Raw genomic sequence first — 18,033 nt, 5'->3', positions numbered from 1 at the left:
GCCGGACCCGCGCGGCCCGGCCGGCTCGTGCCAGGAGCTTTGACGTGACGAGCAGTTCCCCGTCCCCGACCCCGCCGCCGGAGTGCCCGGCACACGGGTACCCGCTGTACGGCCAGGAGTTCGCCGACTCGCCGGCCGCCGCCTACGCGCATCTGCGCCAATACGGCCCGCTGGCCCCGGTGACGCTGCACGAGACCGTGACCGCGTCGCTGGTGACGTCCTACGAGGCCGCGCTGCACATCCTGCGCTCCCCCGAGACGTTCTCGAAGGACCCGCGCCGCTGGGCCGGCCTGCAGGACGGCCGGATCGGGCCGGACAACCCGCTGCTGCCGATGATGGGCTACCGCCCGAACGCGCTGTTCACCGACGGCGCCGAGCACGCCCGCTTCCGCTCCGCGATCACCGACAGCCTGGACCGCATCGACCCGATCGAGCTGCGCGAGTACGTCGAACGCAGCGCCGACAAGCTGATCGACGCGTTCGAGACGGATGGCAAGGCCGACCTGCGCCGCGAATACGCGCTCGTCGTGCCGCTGCTGGTCTTCATGGAGATGTTCGGCTGCCCGCCGCAAATTGCCGAGAAGCTGGTGCGGGGCATGTCGGGCATCTTCGAACTCGTCGACGCCGAGAAGGCGAACGCGCTCCTCTTCGAAGGCATGGTCGAACTCGTCGCGCTCAAGCGCGCGAAGCCCGGTGCGGACGTCACGTCGTGGCTGATGGCGCACCCCGCGGAGCTGTCCGACGAGGAGATGATCCACCAGCTGACCCTGCTGATGGGCGCGGGCACCGAGCCGCAGCAGAACCTCATCTGCAACGCGCTGCGGCTGCTGCTGTCCGACGACCGGTTCGCGGGCAGCCTGTCCGGCGGCACCATGCCGATCGACGACGCGCTCGACGAAGTCCTCTGGACCGACCCGCCCATGGCCAACTACGGCGTTCATTTCCCGGTTCACGACGTGGATTTCGCGGGTACACGTCTGAAAGCGGGGGAGCCGATCATGGTCAGCTTCGCGGCGGCCAACACCGATCCGGCGCTGGCCGCCGAGCACCGTGCGGGCAACCGCGCGCATCTCGCGTGGAGTGCGGGACCGCACACGTGTCCGGCGAAGGACGGCGCGCGCCTCATCGCGTCGGTGGCGATCGAGCGGCTGCTCGACCGCCTGCCGGATGTCGAACTCGCCATTCCCGCGGAGCGGTTGCGCTGGCGTCCCGGACCGTTCCACCGGGCGCTGGCGGAACTCCCGGTGGTGTTTCCGCCGGTGGATCCGGCCTCGGCCGCGCCGCCCCGCCGTCCCCCGCTGCCCGAATCGACCGCACCCCAGCTTGGAGACAGCACGTGGCCGAACAGCCCAGCGCGTACGTCATCGACCCGTCCGGAAGCGACCTCCACGGCGAGCACGCCCGGCTCCGCGCCCGCGGACCGGCCACGCTGGTGGCACTCCCTGGCGGTGTGGAGGCGTGGTCGGTCAACGACCAGGCCCTGATCAAGGACCTGCTGACCGACCCGCGCGTTTCCAAGGACACCCGCCGCCACTGGCCGGCCTGGATCGGCGGCGAGATCCCGGCGGAGTGGCCGCTGCAGATATGGGTGGCGGTGCAGAACATGTTCACCGCGTACGGCGGCGAGCACAAACGGCTCCGCACGCTGGTCTCCAAGGCGTTCACCGCGCGCCGCACCGCCGCGCTCCAGCCGCGCATCGAGGAGATCACCGCGTCGCTGCTCGACCGCATGGCCGAGGGCGACACCGCCGACGCGCGGCGGGACTTCGCGTACCCGCTGCCGATCAGCGTGATCTGCGAGCTGTTCGGCGTGGCGGCGGAGGTGCAGGAAGAACTCCATGTGGCGGTCGACACCATCTTCCGCACGACCGCGACGCAGCAGGAGCGGGAGGCCGGGCAAGCCAGTCTGTACGGCATCCTCACCGCGCTGGTGGCGGAACGGCGCGCGAACCCGGCGGACGACATGACGTCCGGCCTGATCGCGGCCCGCGACGAGGGCGACGGTGCGCTCAGCGAGAGCGAACTCATCGACACGCTCATCCTCATGCTGTCCGCCGGGCACGAGACCACGGTCAACCTGCTCGACAACGCGATCCACGCGCTGCTGACCCGGCCCGACCAGCTCGAACTGGTGCGCGCCGGCAAGGCGAGCTGGGACGACGTGATCGACGAGACGCTGCGCGCCGAATCGCCGATCTCCAACCTGCCGCTGCGCTACGCGGTGGAGGACATCGAGATCGGCGGCGGCGTGACCATCGCGAAGGGCGACCCGATCCTCGTCGCCTACGGCGCCGTGGGCCGCGACCCGAAGGTGCACGGCGACGACGCGGACACCTTCGACGTGACCCGGCCGAACAAGGACCACCTGGCGTTCGGACACGGCGTGCACTTCTGCCTCGGCGCCCCGCTGGCCAGGCTGGAGGCGCAGATCGCGCTGCCCGCGCTGTTCGCCCGCTTCCCGGACCTCGCGCTGGCGGTGCCGGCGGAGGAACTGGAGCCGATGGAGTCGTTCATCTCGAACGGGCACAAGACGCTGCCGGTGCGGCTGCGCTGACCAACCGGCGACGCCGATGGACGGGCCTCGGCGTCCGGTCCGACACCACGAGGGCCGGGTCCCGTTCCGGGGCCCGGCCCGGTGCCGTAGCTTGTCGGCAACGGCCTCGGAATCGCGGCCGCGCCGCTTCCGCCTTCCGGTGTCAACCAGGACTATTCTGCAGGTCAGAGCGGCTTTCGATCTACACCGAAGACCCTCGGATTCCCGCGCCGCGCGCGGCCACCATGGTCGGCATGCCTTCCTCCCCGGATTCCTTGCTCTCCCCTGCCCGGAACGCCGCCCCGGACACGGTCCGGACCCCTACGAACGCCGCCGCCCGGAAAGCCCCCGAATCCGCGCTCGCCCTCGTTCCCGAAGCCCGCGGCTGGCTGCGCGGCCTGGCCGCCAACCCGGCCGCGCCGGAGTCCGTCCGGGACCGGTTGCGTGCGGCCGGTCGCGCCGCGGACGCCCCGCCGGCCCTGACGCTCGCCGGGCTGGCCGACGCCGTGCGCGCCACGCCCGACGCGGCAGCGCTGCGGGTCCGGCTCGGCACCTCCGAACTCCCCGACGACCTGGCCGAGGTCGCGTTGCGGAGCGCACCGACCGACGAGGAGACCGTCTCGCGGGCCGCCGGGGCACCGTGGCGGGAAACCGTCCTCTGGGCCAAGGAGACCAAGGAGACCAAGGAGGCCAAGGGAACCAAGGGTTTCGCGATGCACGACAACGTCGCGGTCTCCGCGCGGTCGCCGCTGGAGCGGCGGCGCAGTGCCGCAACGGCGATATGGATGCCGGATTTCGACACCGCGGCGCTTGCCGCGGACCCGGATTTCACGGTGCGGATGCTGCTCGCCTGGCATCACACGTACGCGCCTTTGGCGGTCCGGCAGGAGGCCTACGCGACGTGGGCCGACCCGGCGTGGCAACAACTCGGCATGCGGCCCGGGTTCCGGGCCGACGGGCTCGTGCGCTTCGCCGCGCATCCGCGGCCGTACGCACGGATGGCGGCCCTGGACGACCCGGCCGCGGACTTCGCGGCCCTGTCGGCCGATCCGAGCCCGACCGTGCGGTGGTGGGCGCGCCGCAACCGCCACCTGCCGTGGCAGCAACTGCGCGCCCTGCTCGTCGCCCACCCGGAAGACGCCGCCGCCAATCCGGGATTGCCTCCGGAGGTGATGCACCGGTTGCTGGACATCGCCGCCATTGCCGATGTCCCACCGGTGGACACCCGTGGGCCGAGCCGCCGTCCGGGCGCCGGAAGCTCAGCCGGGAGCTGAGTCGGGCACCCGGACGGACCGGGGGCGTCCGCCGCTGTCCGGGCGCGGTCGCCCCCGGGGTTCGGGGGAGCCGTCAGGCGGTCCGGCGTGTGCCGGGCCGCCTTTCCCGCCCCGGCGCAGGGGACGTGGCAGCGCCGGGGCGGGCGATCGTGGCCCGGCCGCCGCGGTGCGGCGTCCCGGGCGGGCGGGGGGTGCCGGCCGGCGGCCGGGTGCCCGGACGCGGCGGCGGTCCGGGAACGTGGCCGCCGCCCAGGACGGCGGGGGATGGTGCGGGCTGTGCCGGGCGGAACATTCGACTCCTCGACGCCGAACGCGTGCGGACGCGGACATGTCCAGTCTCACCGGCGGGGAACGGTACGCACACCCACCACAACGGGGTTGCATCAGCGCAGCAATCCCCCACCATCACCGCAACAAGGGTGTTGGCGGCGCCGGTTCACCAAGTCTCACCCGGCAAACCACCGGTATAGCCGCGCAAGGACGGAATACGCCGCCGCACGACACGTTGCGAAGATCATCGGTCGAGCGTTGGACACGTGTAGACAAAGGCGGGCAGGATCGCCCACGTGGGCAGCAGAGGCAACGCGGATGCGGCACGGGACCGGTTCCTCGGCGGTGGAAGCGAACGCGGCAACGGAGTCGCCGCGGCGATCCACGCGTCGTGGGTGCGGGCCCGCGCGACCGGCATCCGGCCCGACCGGGCGCTGCCGCCCGTGCCGTTGGTCGACGAAGCGGTGCTGCGCCGCCGGCGCGGGCATCCGCTCGCGCCCGTGTGGCCCGTTCTCCGCGAATCGCTGCGCTGGGCGACGTGCGACACGGGGCAGTTGCTGATCGTCAGCGACGCCGAGGGGCATCTGCTCTGGTGTCAGGGCGATCCCGGTCCGCTGCGGCAGGCCGAGCGCGTCCACATGCTGCCGGGCGCGCTGTGGAGCGAGGACACCGTCGGCACCACCGCGGTGAGCACCGCGATCGCTTTGCGGCGCCCGTTCCAGGTGTTCGGCCCGGAGCACTACGCGTCGTTCGCGCGCCCGTTCGCGTGTTCCGCCGCACCGATCCACGACCCGGTGACCGGACGGCTGCTGGGCACCGTCGACCTCACCAGCGCCACCGACGCCGACCGCGCGCTCAAACTGTCCCTGGTCACCACCGCCGCCCGCCTCGCCGAGGCGCAGTTGCTCGCCGAACGGCTGCGCCACCAGGCGCGGCTGCGCGAGAAGTACGCGGACCGTCTGGCGCTGCGCCTGGGCGGCTGCGGCGCTCTCCTCGACACGGACGGCGTGGTCGCGCACGCGTCCCCGCCCGGGTCGCTGCCCGCGCACCTGCCCGGCATCCGCGGGGAAGGCCCGATCGTGCTGCCGGACGGCCGGCACGCGGTCGTCGAACGCCTGGACGCGGAGACGTTCTTCCTCGTCGTGGCCCCCACGGACGACGGCGCCGAGCCCACCGTGCGCTACGAAGGCCTCGGCCGGGCCCGGGGCCGCCTCGCCACCGGCGGTCCGTGGCACGAACTCACCGGCCGGCACAGCGAACTCGTCGCGCTCCTCTTGGCCCACGACGAGGGGCTGACCGCCGAGGAGCTGGCGTTCGAGCTGTACGGCGACAGCGGCCGCGCGGGTACGGTGCGCGCCGAACTCAGCCGTCTGCGGCCGGTTCTCGGCCACCGGCTGGGCTCCGAGCCGTACCGGATCCTCGGCCCGCGCGACGCCGACTTCCTGGCTCCGGAAGCCGACCGCGCACGCCTGCTGCCCAGGTCGAAGGCACCGGGGATCGCCGCCCTGCGCGAGGCCGCGCCGGGCGGATAGCGCCGTCGGACGCCGTCCGGGTAAACCCAGATGTGGCGAAAAGCAAGCACCTCACCGGATACGCCTGGCGGGAGAGCCCGGAGCGCCTGGCCTGGGAGACCAAGGTCATGGCGCGGCGTTACCACCGTTACCGGGCCACCCTCGCGGTCGCGCGGACGGTCAACCGGCTGACGCCCCGGAAGAACCGGCCCTCGTTCGAGGTCACCTACTGGGAGCGGGTGCGACCGGGCCGGACGACGTACCTGATGCCCAAGTCCGAGACGATGACCGCCGACGGGCGGACCAACTGGCTGACCCGGGCCGCCCGGACCCTGTCGGTGGACGAGTACCTCCAGACGATCGAGGAGTACGAGCGCCGCAAAGCCTCCAAGGCGATGGCGGCCGCCGGTACCGCGAGCGAACGCGAGCGGCTCCTCGACGCCTACGAGCGGCGCAGGCACCGGCGGGTCCTGAAGAGCGCCGCGCCCGGTGCGCGCCGCCGGGAGCTGGCACGGGCCTACCTTGCCGGTGAGGCTCGCTACCGGATGGGGCCCGAGGAGCGCCGCAGGGTCCTCGACGACTTCGCCCGCGGCAAGGACGGCCTGCCGCCGCAGTTCCACCTCACCGGCGTCCGCGACAACGACGTCCGCTCGTACCTGATGATGGACCTCGCCTGGGTGAAGGGCGAGATTTCGAGCGCGATGCACCGCCGGTTCGGCGCGGCTCGCGGCCAGGGCCCCGGCGCCTTCTTCGGCCCGCACTACACCGTGTTCAAGTCCCGCGACTTCCCCGGCGGCGAACTGAATCCCGGCTTCCGGCGCGGCCGGGTGCAGGGCGACCTCCACTGGCAGGAGCACGCCTCCAAGAAGTTGGAGAAGAAGGTCATCCGCGGCTCGCGGGTCCTGCGCCTCCGGCATTTCGGCCGCTACCTCAAAGCGGAGGCCAACGGTGCCGCGAAGAACCCGCCCGATGCGGGGTATTCGGAGTTCACCGATCCGAAGGTGCTGGCGGTCGCCGGGGCATTCGGCAACACGCTTCGGCATGGCCTGGCGCTGCAGGTGCCCGCCCCCCGCGACGAGCCGACGCCGCGGCGGACCCTGCCGCCGCGCGTCGACATCGTCGCGGCGGTCGTCGGCTTCACGCCCCTGGTCCCCACCGCCGTCACTCCGCGGCCGGGCCCGTTGGCCACCGTGCCGCTCCACGACGGTGCCGTGCCGCAGCGCGGCCGACCTGTGGCTGCCCCGGCACCGCCGTGCCGCGGCTGCGCCGCCCCGCCCACCCCGTACGGTCCGTTCGGTCCGTTCGGGCAGGTCCACGGTGCCGGCCTGGTCATGGGCCAGGATGCGTGAACGGGCCCGCCGCGGGACCGCAAGGCGCGCCTTCCGGCCTAGCGCCCGGCCGGTAGGGGTTCCTAGGCTGCGATCATGCGTTCTCGGGTGGCGGTCGGGCCGGTGGTGGCGGGGTGTGTGCTGCTCGCGTGGGCGGGGACCGCGCCCGCCGGGGCGGCGCCCCAGCACCGCGCGGTCCAGCCGTACGCGGCCTCCGGCGCCCCTGTCCAAGGCTCCACGACGGGCTGCGACAACGCCCCGGTGCTCGCGCCGGGCCGCTACCTCGACGGGCTCCTCCAGGGCAAGGACCTCTGGTACCGCGTCGAGAAGCGCCCCGACCAGGTGCTGGACGTGTCCGCGACGGCCGCGCCGCCGGACCTGATGTACGGCACCTCGAACATGAAGATCGGCGTGGGCTGGGCCGAAGGCGACGACCCGAACGCGTGGCTGTCCGACCTCGGGACGGTGCACGGCGGCCGGGTGAGCGTCGGCGGCCGGTCCAACCAGAAGGCCGACGGCCAGCGCTCGGGCTGCATCCACATCACGAACACGCTGTCGCCGATGGGCTCGCAGGCCAAGAGCATCCCGATCGAGATCGCCCTCCGGTTCACCGACTCGCCGCAGCCGAGCACGACCACGGACGGCTTCTCGTTCGCGGGCGCCCGGGAAGTCCCCGCGGACGGCGTCGTCAAGGGCGACCTGGCCCTCGGCGAGTTCCCGTTCTGGCGGGTGCAGCTGAAGGACGGCCAGACCCTGACGGTCCGCACCGTCATGCAGCACCCGGCCAGCCTGTCCGCGGGCCGGCTCGCGCGGTGGACCGTGGACATCTACAACCCGCTGCGCTCCGCCACCCGCTGCCCGGCCAAAGCCGGCGACCGCAGCGAGGTCTTCGTCGAGCAGGGCAGCGGGAACACCCAGCTGACGTGCGGCCCGTGGAAGGTCGACACCGACCTCAAGGACTACGAGTCCGAGTACACGATTCCCGGCACGTACTACATCGTCCCCGGGGTGCTCGGCGAGAACGACGCGGGGCACGGGCAGGTCGTGCCGTACGAGATGACGGTCACGGTGGAAGGCGCGGGCACCGACCACGACCCGTCGGCCGCGTTCACCGGCAGCTCCGTCCGCCCCGGCACCGGCAAGGAGTCCCCCACGACGGCCGGCAAGGACGGCGGCAGTGCGGCCGACAGCACCGGGGGCGGCACCGGCGGGAAGTCCGACGCGCAACCCGGCGGCGACCCGGCGATGGCCGGGGCGGCCGACGCCGAGGACGACGGGGGCAGCGGCACCACCGCGTTGACCGCGGCGGCCGCGGCCGCGGCGCTGGTGTCGGTCGGGGCGTTCGGGATGCACATGCGGAGGCGGCGGGCGGGGGCCGCGTCTGCCTCGGGCGCCGCGGTGCCGTCCGGAGAGCCGTTCTCGGGGTCCTTCGCGGCTCCGGCCGCGCCGCCTGCTTTTCCGGCTCCCCCGGCTCCGATGACTCCCCCGGCCCCGTCGATTCCGCCGCCGGTCGCCGCGTTCGAGCAGGTGCCCGGGCCCTCCGCGGAGCCGGACCACAACGCGATGGACTCGGACTGGTCGATGAGCGCCATCCCGGCAGGGAGCGGCGAGCCCGGTGCGGACGACCCGGACACCCGGGACAGGCATGACGAACCGAAGGAGCCCGCCGCGGTGGAAGCCGCTCCGGTGCCGCCGACGTTCGCGGACGGGATCGTGTTCACGCCGCCGCCGGGCCTGCTGGATGTCGGCACGGACGACGGGGGCCACACGTCCGACGCATCGGACGACTCGCCCGATGCGTCTCCCGCGCCCTCCTGGCGGCCGCCCGCCGGACCCGGAGAACCGCCGGCCCGGCCCTGAGCCGCCTGCCCTGAACTCCCGTCCGCCCGGCCGCGCAGCACCCCCGCGCCTCAGCCCTGGCGCAGTTCCACGATCCGCCACGGCTGGTCCGCGGCGTCCCGGCGCAGGAACACGAAGACCACCACGGTCTGCGGCTCGCCGCGCCAGCCGTCCCGGCCCTGCGTGGTGACGTCGACGATCCAGCCGCGGTAGGCCTCGAGGGCGTTGTCCGGCGGCTGCCCCAACTCCGGGCTCACGTGGGCGGTGGCCGTCGTGTAGGCGTGGTGCCCGGCCATCTCCGCCCAGTCCCCGCCCTGCACCGGACGCGGTTGCTCCGCGCGGAGCTTGGCGAGGTAGTCGCGGTCCAGCAGCGGTGCGGTGCGCAGCATCGCGTCGTAGTCGGAGATGTCGGTGTCGGTGTCGACGAGGCACATCGTCAAGGCGGCGGCCTCGGACACCGCGTCGGCGTTCTTGCCGTCGACCTGGGCGGCGGCCGGGTTCCCGCCGGCCGGGGGACCCGGCTTGCGGGTCGGGACGGCCGAGTCGGCCGGGGATTGCGCCGCGGTCGACGGCACCGCAGTCCCGGCAGGCTGTGAACTCGCGGCGGCCGGGGCGGCGTCACCGTCCGACGAGCCGCCGCTGCAGGCGCCCGCGAGGACGGTCAAGCCGACGGCGATCGCGACCGCGCGACCGGTCTTCCCCGCCTTGTTCACGAGTACCTCACGATCTTGAACTGCTCTTTCCCGTACTGGCTGAGGAGCGTCTGGTCGCGCACGGGCCGCCCGGGCCGGGGCGCCTCGACGATGCCGTAGTCCTTCCCGACCTTGCCGGTGAAGATGGCGACGTGGTGCCAGTACTGCGATCCTGGCTTGGTCCCTGGGATGTGCATGTAGATGGCGTCGCCGGGCACCATGGCGTCCAGGCTCGGGACGATGTGCGCCTGCGGCGGCTTGACGGCGTCGAGCTGGGCACCGGTGTTGTGCGGCAGGCCGTTGTTCGGCTTGATCTTGAACGTCACCCGTGCCTGGTAGACCGCGAAGATCACCAGACCCGAGCAGTCGAATCCGCCGTTCGTGGGACCGCGGGTGTTTCCGGCGGCCCAGACATACGGCTTGCCGAGCTGGGTGCGGGCTTGGCGCACGATCTCCAGTCCGAACGACGACGCGCGGGCGTCGACTTCGGGTCCCGACACGTCGAGCGCCCAGTCGTCCCGCTTCGCCAGCACGTTGTCGACGTACTTCTTCACGCCGGAGATGTTGTCGACGCCTCCGGCCTTCTTCACGTTGGGGACCCCGGTGTTGTAGGCGCCGACCGTGTTCCGCAGCAAGTCGCCGGGGATGTTGGCCCTCTTCACCTCGTCCCGCAGCGTGCACAGGTACTTGGCGGTCGCGGCGATGGCGTCGAACGGGTCTTTGATATCCATGTCGCCGTCGCCGTCGCCGTCGACTTTCGCCGGCTGCTGTCCGACACCGTTCCACGTGTCGGGCATGAACTGGGCCACGCCCTTGGCGCCTACCGGGCTGTCCTTCGTGTTCACGTTGCCGCCGGACTCGATCCAGACGATGCCCGCGAGCAGGGGTTCGCTGACGATGCCCTCACAGGGGAAACGCCGGGCGGCGTTGCTGATCGCCGCAAGCACGTCGGGGTTCGTCAGCTGCTTCTTCGCCTTGTCGTTCAAGCCCAGGTAGTCGAGCGCCAAGTCGAGGCCGAGCGAGGCGAGGTCGCGTGCCTGCCACGCCGAACAGCCCGAGACAACCGTCATGCTCATGGCCATCGTCAGGCATGCCACGGCGATGCGTGCTCTCCCGCGTATTCGCCGGGTGCGCCGCGGCACACGTGCGGCGGCGGTCACGCCCCCTTCCCCGCGTCCAGCCACTTCTGCCGCCTGTTCTCCTGCCGCGGGCTCAGCGGCTGCCCCACGACCGGCGTATGACGGGGTGCCGGGGGCGGCTGCGACGCCGCGGCGGGCGTCGTCTGCTGTTCCTGCTGGGCGGTCCTGGTCGACGACTTGCTCAGCTGCGGCGTATTGGCGGCCGGAGCCGCGGGACCCGTCGCGGCCGGAGCGGTCCTGACTTGCTTGGACAGCTGCCGAACGGTGCCGACGCCTTGCGCTGCCGTCTTGAGATGCTTGACGACACCCGCGAGGACAGACTTCCGCAGCCCGGCCGAGACACCGTGGGCCGCCCCGATGACGTCACCCAGCAACCCGTTGTGGATCTCTTCGGACATTCCTCTTCCGTCCTTCCGCGGCCTTGCTCACGTCAACTTCGGGGCAAGGCCGACGTCACAACACGAACCACCCGGCGATCGACGTCGCCGAACCGGCCAGCACGGCCGCGAAGACCACCCATCCCAGACGGTTGAACTGCAGCAGCCCCGGTTCACCCGTGTACCAGGACCACGCCATTCCGACGCCGACGCCGACCACCCCGACCCACAGGGCGCACGAGGCGGCGAGCAGCGCCCAGCCCAGGAAGTCGCTCAGCTCGGCGCGCACCTTGTCCGAGGTCGGCGCCCCCTTGGCGTTCTCCTTGACCATGACGTCGCAGTCCTTCTTGGCGTCGCCGCTGAGGAACTGGCATCCCCCGTCGCCGGCCAAGGTGGAGCCGGGCACCTGCTGTTTGAAGTCCTTGTGGTCCGACAGGCACGACTTCTGCATGGCCTTGGCCTGCGGGCCCTTGAACTGGCCGGTGCCGATCAGCAGGCACGGATTCTGGCCGACCGGGCTCCGGCACACGTTGAGGTTCTTGTCCGAACGCTGGTCGGAGTCGTAGATCGAGTTGCAGGGGTTCTCTTTGACGTCCGCCTTGATCGACTGCCCCAGGTTGTTGCTCTTCTGGTGGTCCTGCAGGAACTTGTACATGCGCTTCTTCATGCAGTCGCCGATCGTGCCGTTCTCCTCCACGAACAGGCCGCCGAAGACGTCGTGGTTCGCGTCGGTGAAGAACGTGCCGATACCGCCGTCTTCGAGGCCGTCACAATTCTTCAGGCCTTCGTTCACATAGCCCTCGCGGTGGCTCGACCAGGTCGACTTCCCGTGGAGGTTCTTGGTGACGCCCTTCTCGTCCTTGTCGGCGCAGTAGTAGGTGAACCAGAATCCCCAGACGTCCTCGGGGATGTACATGCACGCCTTGCGTTCCGGCCCCTTCATGTACTCCTGATCGTCGGCCGCCGCCGCCGACGGTGCGGTGCCCACTTGGGCAACGAAGCCCAGGAAACAGACGGCCAGCACGGCCATGACGGCCCGGGTGATGCGTCCGCCGCGCCGTACGCCGGCCTCGCCGCCCTCGGCACGCCGCCGGAGCCGGGTCATCGGGCCCACCTCCGGTTGGTGTCGTTGATGTCGCGTTCGGCTTCGGTGAGTTCGACGCGGACGGGGATGCCGGGGCGGCCGCCGACTTTGACCATGAACTTGCCGAGTCCGGGGGGTGGTGATTTGCGTCCGCTGCCGGTGTCCCAGGCGGGCGGGGTGGACCAGTCGGTGATCATGCGTTGTTCGGCGCCGGTCATGTTGACGACCTGGGTGAGTTCCGGCATCTCGGCGGCGGGGAGTCCGCCGCAGATGACCATGCCGGCACGTTCGACGAAGCCTTTGGCCTTCATGCGGTCTTCCTCATGGGCGAGGGCCATGAGGTCGGACATGGTGTGGGTGATCATGGCCATGCCGACGCCGCGTTGGCGGTTGAGGCGGGTGAGGGCGTCGACGCGGTCGACGAGGCCGCGTCCGGCGCGCAGGACGCGCCACAGTTCGTCGAGGATGACGAAGTAGTGGCGCTGCGGTTCGAGTCCGGCATCCGCGAGGGCCTGCGCGACGGAGACGGCGCCGAATCCGTAGCTCCAGCAGGCCAGGAGGGCGGCGGCCTGGAGGTTCATCTCGGAGTCGTCGATGCTGGAGACGTCGAAGCAGACGGGCCGGTCGCGGTGCATGGGTTCGGAGGTGGGGCGGGCGAACATGTCGCCGAGGCGGCCTTCGCCGAGGAGGCCGACGAGGGAGGCTTCCAAATCCTCCACGGTGTCGCGGTACTTGGCGAGGTCGCCGCGGTCCAGGACCGCGGCCCGCACCGGGTCCGGCGCGTCGCGGATCACCGCGAGGAGGTCGGCCATCACCGGGACACCGGGGTGGCGTTCGTCGAGCACCTTCAGGGCGACGTTGAGGACGGTTTCCTCGCGGTCGGTGATCGGTGCGCCGCGGACGATGGTCAGGAGTGATCCGACGGCGTTGATGCGTCGGCCGTGGGCGTCGGCGATCAGTGCGCGGCGGGCGTCGCCGGTGAGTCGTTTGGCGGCTTCGGTGACTTCGCCGGGGTCGAGGACGTTGAGGAAGCCGCGGCCGCGGCCGAGGGTGATGACCTGGCCGCCGAGTGCGCGCACCAGGTCGACGTAGTCGGGTTTGAGGTCGCCGAACACGAGCGGGTTCACGCCGTATCCGGCCAGGCCGAGGGCTTGGCGGCGGACCACGGTCGACTTGCCGAGGCCGGGTTTGCCGAGGACGAACTCGCTCGGGTTGAGGATGAGGTTGGCGCGCTGGAACCAGCTGATGGGGTCGCAGCACAAAGCGGCGCCGCTGGTCATCGACCGGCCCAGCGGCACACCGATGACCGGCGTGCCCGAACCCGCCCCGAACGGCCACAGACCGCACACCTGCACGGTCGTTCCGCGCCACTCCGTGGGCGTCTCGATGTGCGAGGCACGGCCCCGCGCCCACCCCGTCAGGCCGCGGGGGCCGGGACGGTCGGCCGTCGTCCGGCCGCGCCTGGGCCGGGACGGCGCTCCCGGCGCGCCGACCGTGCGGTCGGCGACCGACGGTGCGCCTTCGGCGGCTTCGTGAGCCGCGGGCCTCTTCCCGAACATCGTGCTTCCTCTCTCCTGCTACATCGAGTTGCGGACGCTCTGCGGCACCCGCAGGTGGTCGCCGAGGTTCACGCCCAACGGCAGTGCCGCGGCGAACGCCGCGGACTGGGACCCGTACATCCGCCGCAGCCGGACCCGCGCGGTCGCGGCGAGGTTGTCCACGGCGGCCCCCGCCAGCGGCACCGCCGCCTCGTCCAGCACCGTCGCCGTCAGCAGCAGCCCGAAGCGGACGAGACCGGCACCGGTCGCCTCCTCACGTGCGGACTGGTCCGCCGCACGCAGGTCCACCGAGTCGCGGGCCTGGGCGATACGGGCCTGCTGGGCCCGGAACAGCGCGTCCTTGCGGTCGCGTTCGACCAGGCGTGCGGAGTCGGAGGGGCTGTGCGGGCGATACAGCAGCGTCACACGCTTGCGGACGATGTCGGGGTGCGGCGCGACCATCCGCGACAGCACCGTGGAGAACACCTCACCGCGCGGGGCATCGGTCATCGACCACGTGATCGAGAACGCACCGTCGTGCCGGTAGTGGTCCCAGCCCTCCTGCGCGGCAATCGGACCGGCTTCGTCCCAACGCAGCGCGAAGTCCGCGCCGTCGTGCGCCTGGTCGACGAGGACACCGACCTCGGGGTCGAAGGCCACCCGGACCATCTCGGCGAGTTCCCCGGCGGTCATGGGCTCCGCGGGACCGGCGCCGGTCATGCCGAGTCCGCCGGCGAGGCCGGGGAGGCGGGTGCCGATCTCGGCCGCCATGTCGGCGACTCCGCCGCGCGCGCCGTACTCCCGCTCGGCGTAGGTGAGCACCACGCGGGAGGTGATCTCGGCGGAGCCCAGGGGGTAGTCGTACATGACCTGGTTGAGGACGGCACGGGCGAGGTCGGGCGCGGACGGGTCGATGTTCCCGAGGACTTCCCTGCGGAGCCGCTCGCCGGTGTCCGGTGCGGACTCGATGCTCACCGACGCCGACACCAGGCCGGGCTCGTAGGCGAGACCCGCCAGCCACTGCCCCCAGTACGCGACCCAGGTGTCCACCTGGACCGGGTCCACCAGGGACGCCCCGTCGGCGGAGCAGGACAGCACCACGGAGTGCTGGGCCGTGGTGGGGTTGCTGATGAGCGCGAAGGGGGCGCCGTACGCGTCGGTGAAGTCGCGCACGGTCAACCCTGCCAGGATGCCGGGAAGCCGGCACGTGCGACCCGGCACCTGCCCGATCGGGCCGGACCGGTACAGGTGCTGACCCAGCGTCAGGCCGCGGAACCACGCCGTGCGGGAGCCCACCCACTGAAAGCCGTTGCGGCCGTGCGGATCACGGATCAGCAGCGGCGCCACCACAATCGCCACCACGATCGCCACCATCAGCGCGAACGTGAGCGACACCATCATGCTGACGACGATGCCGACCAAGCCGCCGAGCACCACGAGCGATCCGCCCATGCCCAGCTTGCCGAAGCCCGGCGACGTCGGCTTACGCCAGTTCCCGTATGTACGAACGTCGGATTCGGACATGTGCGTCTCCTACGCCGTCGGAGGGGCCGGAGGGCGCGCGCTGCCCGCACCGCCGGGACCCGGCGGCATCCCGCCGCCGCCCCCGGTGCCGCCGGAACCGCTCGTGCTGCCCGAACCACTCAGCCCCATACGGGCGTTCAGCAGCGACGGCAGCGTTCCGTTGCGCGACGCGCGCTCCGCCTCCGCAGGCGTGATCGGGTTCTCGATGCGGCCCATGCTGCGCTCCTGGACGTATTGGCCGACCTGCGCAAGCTGCGCCTGGCCCGCGCCGGAAGCGCTGGAGACCACGTCGGCCGCACGTTGCTGCGCGGCGTTGTGCCCCGATTCGACGGCGTCGTAGTCGGCGCTGCTCATGTTCGTGTCTCCTTGCGCGTGCAGCCACTGGATCCGCTTCTCGCCCGCATCGACGAGGACCGCGGCATCGCTGGAGCCGGGCGGCAACGGGTCGGTGCCGACCTCACCGCGGGGCAGCGGGTCCGGCAGGCCGACGCGCGGGTCGCTCTGCCCCAGGTTCTTGGCCGCGAGATCCGCGGGGGTACCCGCGTCGCCGACCGCACCGGCCGGGTGCGCGAGTACTCCCCCGCCGCCGGCCTGGTTGCCGGGACCGCCGCCCGCTCCGGCACGCGCCCGGACTCCCGGGTTGGCGGGACCGGGCGGTTGCCCGGCCCGCGCACGGACTCCGGGGTTGGCCGGGCCGGGGGGTTGACCGGCCCGGGCCCGTCCCGCACCGGGACCTCCCGGGGCGCCACCGCCGGCTCCGCGTACCAAGGCCGCTCCCCCACCGCCTCCGCCTCCACCGCCGCCGCCGGCCGCCGCAGCGACCGCGCCGCCGGCGCCGCCTCCACCGCCCGCGGCACCCGCCGCCGCACCTGCGGCGCCCCGCGCTCCCAAGGCCGCGAGGCCGCGCGTCGCACCCCACGCGACGCCGCCGATCGCCAGCGCGCCGACCGCGAGACCGGCCCGGGCGGCGCCCGCGGTCTGCTGGGTCGACCCGGCGGCGTGCGACATGAACGGCGCCGCCGCCCGCATCGTCGCGGGCAGCACCATGGTGATGAGACACAGGACGATAAGCCCGCGCCACGTCGCCGCGGCCCCGGTCAGCGCCGTGTTGCTGGTGCCGATGAGGATCTCGCGATAGCCGATGACCAGCATCAGCCCCATCAGGTCCAGGATGAAGATCCACACCATCAGCCGGATGCACTGGTCCTTGAGCGCCTGCTTGCCGCTCTCCCCGACCGCGGCCGCGGCCGCCATGAGGGGCATGGTGCCGACGTAGTAGATGATGAGGAAGTACCGGATCACCATGTGCACGTAGAGCACCAGCGACACGCAGATGATGATGATCCCGCCGACGACGTCGAGGAGATGGAAGTCGTCGCCGCTGTTGATCCCGGCGAGCATCTCCCAGATCCCGGTGGTCAGCGCGGTGCTCGCGGTTTCACTGGGCCGGCCCATGCCGGTGCGGATGGTGTAGTCGAAGAACGCCCGGGACGTCTTGATCAGCATGTCCGCGAAGAGCAGCAGGAGTCCCGAGACGAGCGTGAACGTCACCAGGGACTTGAAAAGCTCCTTCGCGGGCTTGCCGTCGCGTGCGAAGGCAAGCCGGATCACCGCGATCAGGACCGACAGGATCAGGAAGAAGTACACGACGATGTTGGTGTACTGCGTGATGTAGCCGACGGTGCCGTTGGCGCCGCCGTCGCTCTTCCGAAGCTGCGGATCCCCGAGCGTGGCCCACCAGGTGAAGACGCTGCGCGCCATGTCGAAGACCTGGTACTTCACCCAGCCCGGGAAGTCCTTGATCCAGCTCGGGCTCCCCATCTCCGCGGCCTTGCTCTGGCAGAAGCCGGTCGGCTCACCCCAGCCGTCGCAGCCGTTCTCCTTGTTGTCGCCGTACTCGTCGAACTTGTCCGCGTAGCACTGGTTGTCGTCCTCGGTGACGAATGCTCCGGTCTGGTCTTGGCAATCGTCAGCGGGCAGCATCAACGCCTGCGGCGCCATCGGCACAGCCCGCGCTCCCGCGGCCTGCGCCTGTCCGCCCACGGTTCCGGTGAGCGCCAGCAGCGCGACGGCCAACGCCAGCACCACGAGGACACCGCGGGCGAGCCGGCCGTGCCGGACGGATCGGCCGGTCATCAGGAACCACCGGCCTGCCACGGCACGAAGCCGCTCAAACTCGACTCCTCCTGGACCATGGCGGCAGGCTTGCCGCCGGACTGGAGCTGCAACCGCCAGTCCCCCTCGACCCACTTGATCGTGTAGAGCGCACTGGACATGTGCAGTCCGCCGTCGGTGGCGCGCATCATCTGGATGACGGCGGTGTCGTCCGTGTAGCTGACGAACTTGAAGCCGGCCAGCTGCATGACCGTGCCGCCGGTGCCGGTGTCGGCCCGCGGGGAAGCGGAGGCCGCGGCTTCGGCGGCGGATCGTGCGGTGCGTGCCGCGTCGCGCTCGGGCCCGGGGGCCAGCGAACGGTCCATCACCAGCTGCCAGTCGGCCGAGAACGAATAGCGCGTGGTGACCTGCGCGGCGGCGAGCAAGGCACCCACCGGTGTGTGGGCGAAGCAGCGCACGGCGTCGCCGTCGGCACGTGCCGGGCCCGCGGTCGCGGACATCGGCAGAAGCGAGTCGTGGTAAAGGGACCACGTCACCCCGTCCGGTGCGAGCGTCGGCACCGCCCGGTCCTTCGCGTCGAGCGCCGGGCACGGTGCCGCGGGAGCGGCCGACGGCAGCGGTGACGCCGACGTCGGAGTCGCCGCGGGCAACGCGGCGGAGTCGGCCTCCTGCTCGTCTCCGGTATCGGCGGCGGCCGACGACACACCGTCGTCGGCGGTGCCGCCGTCGTCCGCGCCGGGGACTCCCCCGTTGACCACGGCGATCACACCGAACAGGACCATGGCGACGATGAATCCGACGGCGGCTAC

The 18,033-nt window shown here is 71.9% G+C and carries 14 protein-coding genes; 6 read left to right on the top strand and 8 right to left on the bottom strand.

Features of this window, described 5'->3' with window-relative positions; translation table 11 throughout:
* Positions 1–44: 44 nt before the first annotated feature.
* The 6 genes from ABEA93_RS19210 (at position 45) to ABEA93_RS19185 (ending at position 8,776) form a co-directional block, all read left to right on the top strand.
* Entirely contained in the window at positions 45–1,484 is a 1,440-nt protein-coding gene (locus ABEA93_RS19210) for a cytochrome P450 (protein WP_345676845.1), read from the top strand.
* Positions 1,451–2,554, top strand: a complete 1,104-nt coding sequence (locus ABEA93_RS19205) for a cytochrome P450 family protein (protein WP_345676994.1) — start codon at positions 1,451–1,453, stop codon at positions 2,552–2,554. The genes ABEA93_RS19210 and ABEA93_RS19205 overlap by 34 nt, the downstream gene beginning before the upstream one ends.
* Positions 2,555–2,787: 233 nt before the next feature.
* The gene (locus ABEA93_RS19200; protein WP_345676844.1) at positions 2,788–3,807 is read left to right on the top strand and encodes a hypothetical protein; all 1,020 of its coding nucleotides are present in this window, start codon (positions 2,788–2,790) and stop codon (positions 3,805–3,807) included.
* A gap of 566 nt (positions 3,808–4,373) precedes the next feature.
* Positions 4,374–5,609, top strand: a complete 1,236-nt coding sequence (locus tag ABEA93_RS19195; RefSeq protein ID WP_345676843.1) for a GAF domain-containing protein — start codon at positions 4,374–4,376, stop codon at positions 5,607–5,609.
* 32 nt (positions 5,610–5,641) lie between these two features.
* Positions 5,642–6,937, top strand: coding sequence for a hypothetical protein (locus ABEA93_RS19190; RefSeq protein WP_345676842.1), 1,296 nt, complete (start codon positions 5,642–5,644; stop codon positions 6,935–6,937).
* Between the two features lie 75 nt (positions 6,938–7,012).
* Positions 7,013–8,776, top strand: coding sequence for a hypothetical protein (locus ABEA93_RS19185; RefSeq protein ID WP_345676841.1), 1,764 nt, complete (start codon positions 7,013–7,015; stop codon positions 8,774–8,776).
* 50 nt (positions 8,777–8,826) lie between these two features.
* Here ABEA93_RS19185 and ABEA93_RS19180 read toward each other — a convergent pair whose 3' ends face one another.
* The 8 genes from ABEA93_RS19180 to ABEA93_RS19145 form a co-directional block, all read right to left on the bottom strand.
* Positions 8,827–9,468 (bottom strand): hypothetical protein, encoded by a 642-nt coding sequence (locus ABEA93_RS19180; protein WP_345676840.1) that lies wholly within the window; start codon positions 9,466–9,468, stop codon positions 8,827–8,829.
* Positions 9,465–10,517, bottom strand: coding sequence for a C40 family peptidase (locus ABEA93_RS19175; RefSeq protein WP_345676839.1), 1,053 nt, complete (start codon positions 10,515–10,517; stop codon positions 9,465–9,467). Before ABEA93_RS19175 ends, ABEA93_RS19180 begins: the two co-directional genes overlap by 4 nt.
* 86 nt (positions 10,518–10,603) lie before the next feature.
* Positions 10,604–10,984 carry a hypothetical protein gene (locus tag ABEA93_RS19170; RefSeq protein WP_345676838.1) on the bottom strand — a complete coding sequence of 127 codons (381 nt, stop codon included), beginning with the start codon at positions 10,982–10,984 and terminating at the stop codon, positions 10,604–10,606.
* Positions 10,985–11,039: 55 nt separating this feature from the next.
* The gene (locus ABEA93_RS19165; protein WP_345676837.1) at positions 11,040–12,068 is read right to left on the bottom strand and encodes a hypothetical protein; all 1,029 of its coding nucleotides are present in this window, start codon (positions 12,066–12,068) and stop codon (positions 11,040–11,042) included.
* A complete protein-coding gene (locus ABEA93_RS19160; RefSeq protein ID WP_345676836.1) occupies positions 12,065–13,606 on the bottom strand; it encodes an ATP/GTP-binding protein in 1,542 nt (513 codons plus the stop codon). The genes ABEA93_RS19165 and ABEA93_RS19160 overlap by 4 nt, the downstream gene beginning before the upstream one ends.
* An 18-nt stretch (positions 13,607–13,624) precedes the next feature.
* Positions 13,625–15,109, bottom strand: coding sequence for an SCO6880 family protein (locus tag ABEA93_RS19155; protein WP_345676835.1), 1,485 nt, complete (start codon positions 15,107–15,109; stop codon positions 13,625–13,627).
* A 9-nt stretch (positions 15,110–15,118) separates the two neighbouring features.
* Positions 15,119–17,245 (bottom strand): TrbL/VirB6 family protein, encoded by a 2,127-nt coding sequence (locus ABEA93_RS19150; RefSeq protein ID WP_345676834.1) that lies wholly within the window; start codon positions 17,243–17,245, stop codon positions 15,119–15,121.
* Entirely contained in the window at positions 17,245–18,006 is a 762-nt protein-coding gene (locus tag ABEA93_RS19145) for a DUF8175 domain-containg protein (protein ID WP_345676833.1), read from the bottom strand. The genes ABEA93_RS19150 and ABEA93_RS19145 overlap by 1 nt, the downstream gene beginning before the upstream one ends.
* Between the last annotated feature and the right edge of the window lie 27 nt (positions 18,007–18,033).

The organism is Yinghuangia aomiensis, assembly GCF_039542225.1.
Classification (GTDB): Bacteria; Actinomycetota; Actinomycetes; order Streptomycetales; family Streptomycetaceae; genus Yinghuangia; species Yinghuangia aomiensis.
The sequence above is the reverse complement of the archived record's forward strand: the minus strand, read 5'-3'. Positions and strand labels throughout refer to the sequence as shown.

Excerpts from the sequence above, each read along its gene's own strand:
- ABEA93_RS19170 (WP_345676838.1), bottom strand. The coding sequence starts at position 10,984 with ATGTCCGAAGAGATCCACAACGGGTTGCTGGGTGACGTCATCGGGGCG.
- ABEA93_RS19150 (WP_345676834.1), bottom strand. The coding sequence starts at position 17,245 with ATGACCGGCCGATCCGTCCGGCACGGCCGGCTCGCCCGCGGTGTCCTC.
- ABEA93_RS19200 (WP_345676844.1), top strand. The coding sequence starts at position 2,788 with ATGCCTTCCTCCCCGGATTCCTTGCTCTCCCCTGCCCGGAACGCCGCC.
- ABEA93_RS19185 (WP_345676841.1), top strand. The coding sequence starts at position 7,013 with ATGCGTTCTCGGGTGGCGGTCGGGCCGGTGGTGGCGGGGTGTGTGCTG.
- ABEA93_RS19160 (WP_345676836.1), bottom strand. The coding sequence starts at position 13,606 with ATGTTCGGGAAGAGGCCCGCGGCTCACGAAGCCGCCGAAGGCGCACCG.
- ABEA93_RS19145 (WP_345676833.1), bottom strand. The coding sequence starts at position 18,006 with ATGGTCCTGTTCGGTGTGATCGCCGTGGTCAACGGGGGAGTCCCCGGC.
- ABEA93_RS19155 (WP_345676835.1), bottom strand. The coding sequence starts at position 15,109 with ATGTCCGAATCCGACGTTCGTACATACGGGAACTGGCGTAAGCCGACG.
- ABEA93_RS19165 (WP_345676837.1), bottom strand. The coding sequence starts at position 12,068 with ATGACCCGGCTCCGGCGGCGTGCCGAGGGCGGCGAGGCCGGCGTACGG.
- ABEA93_RS19175 (WP_345676839.1), bottom strand. The coding sequence starts at position 10,517 with ATGACGGTTGTCTCGGGCTGTTCGGCGTGGCAGGCACGCGACCTCGCC.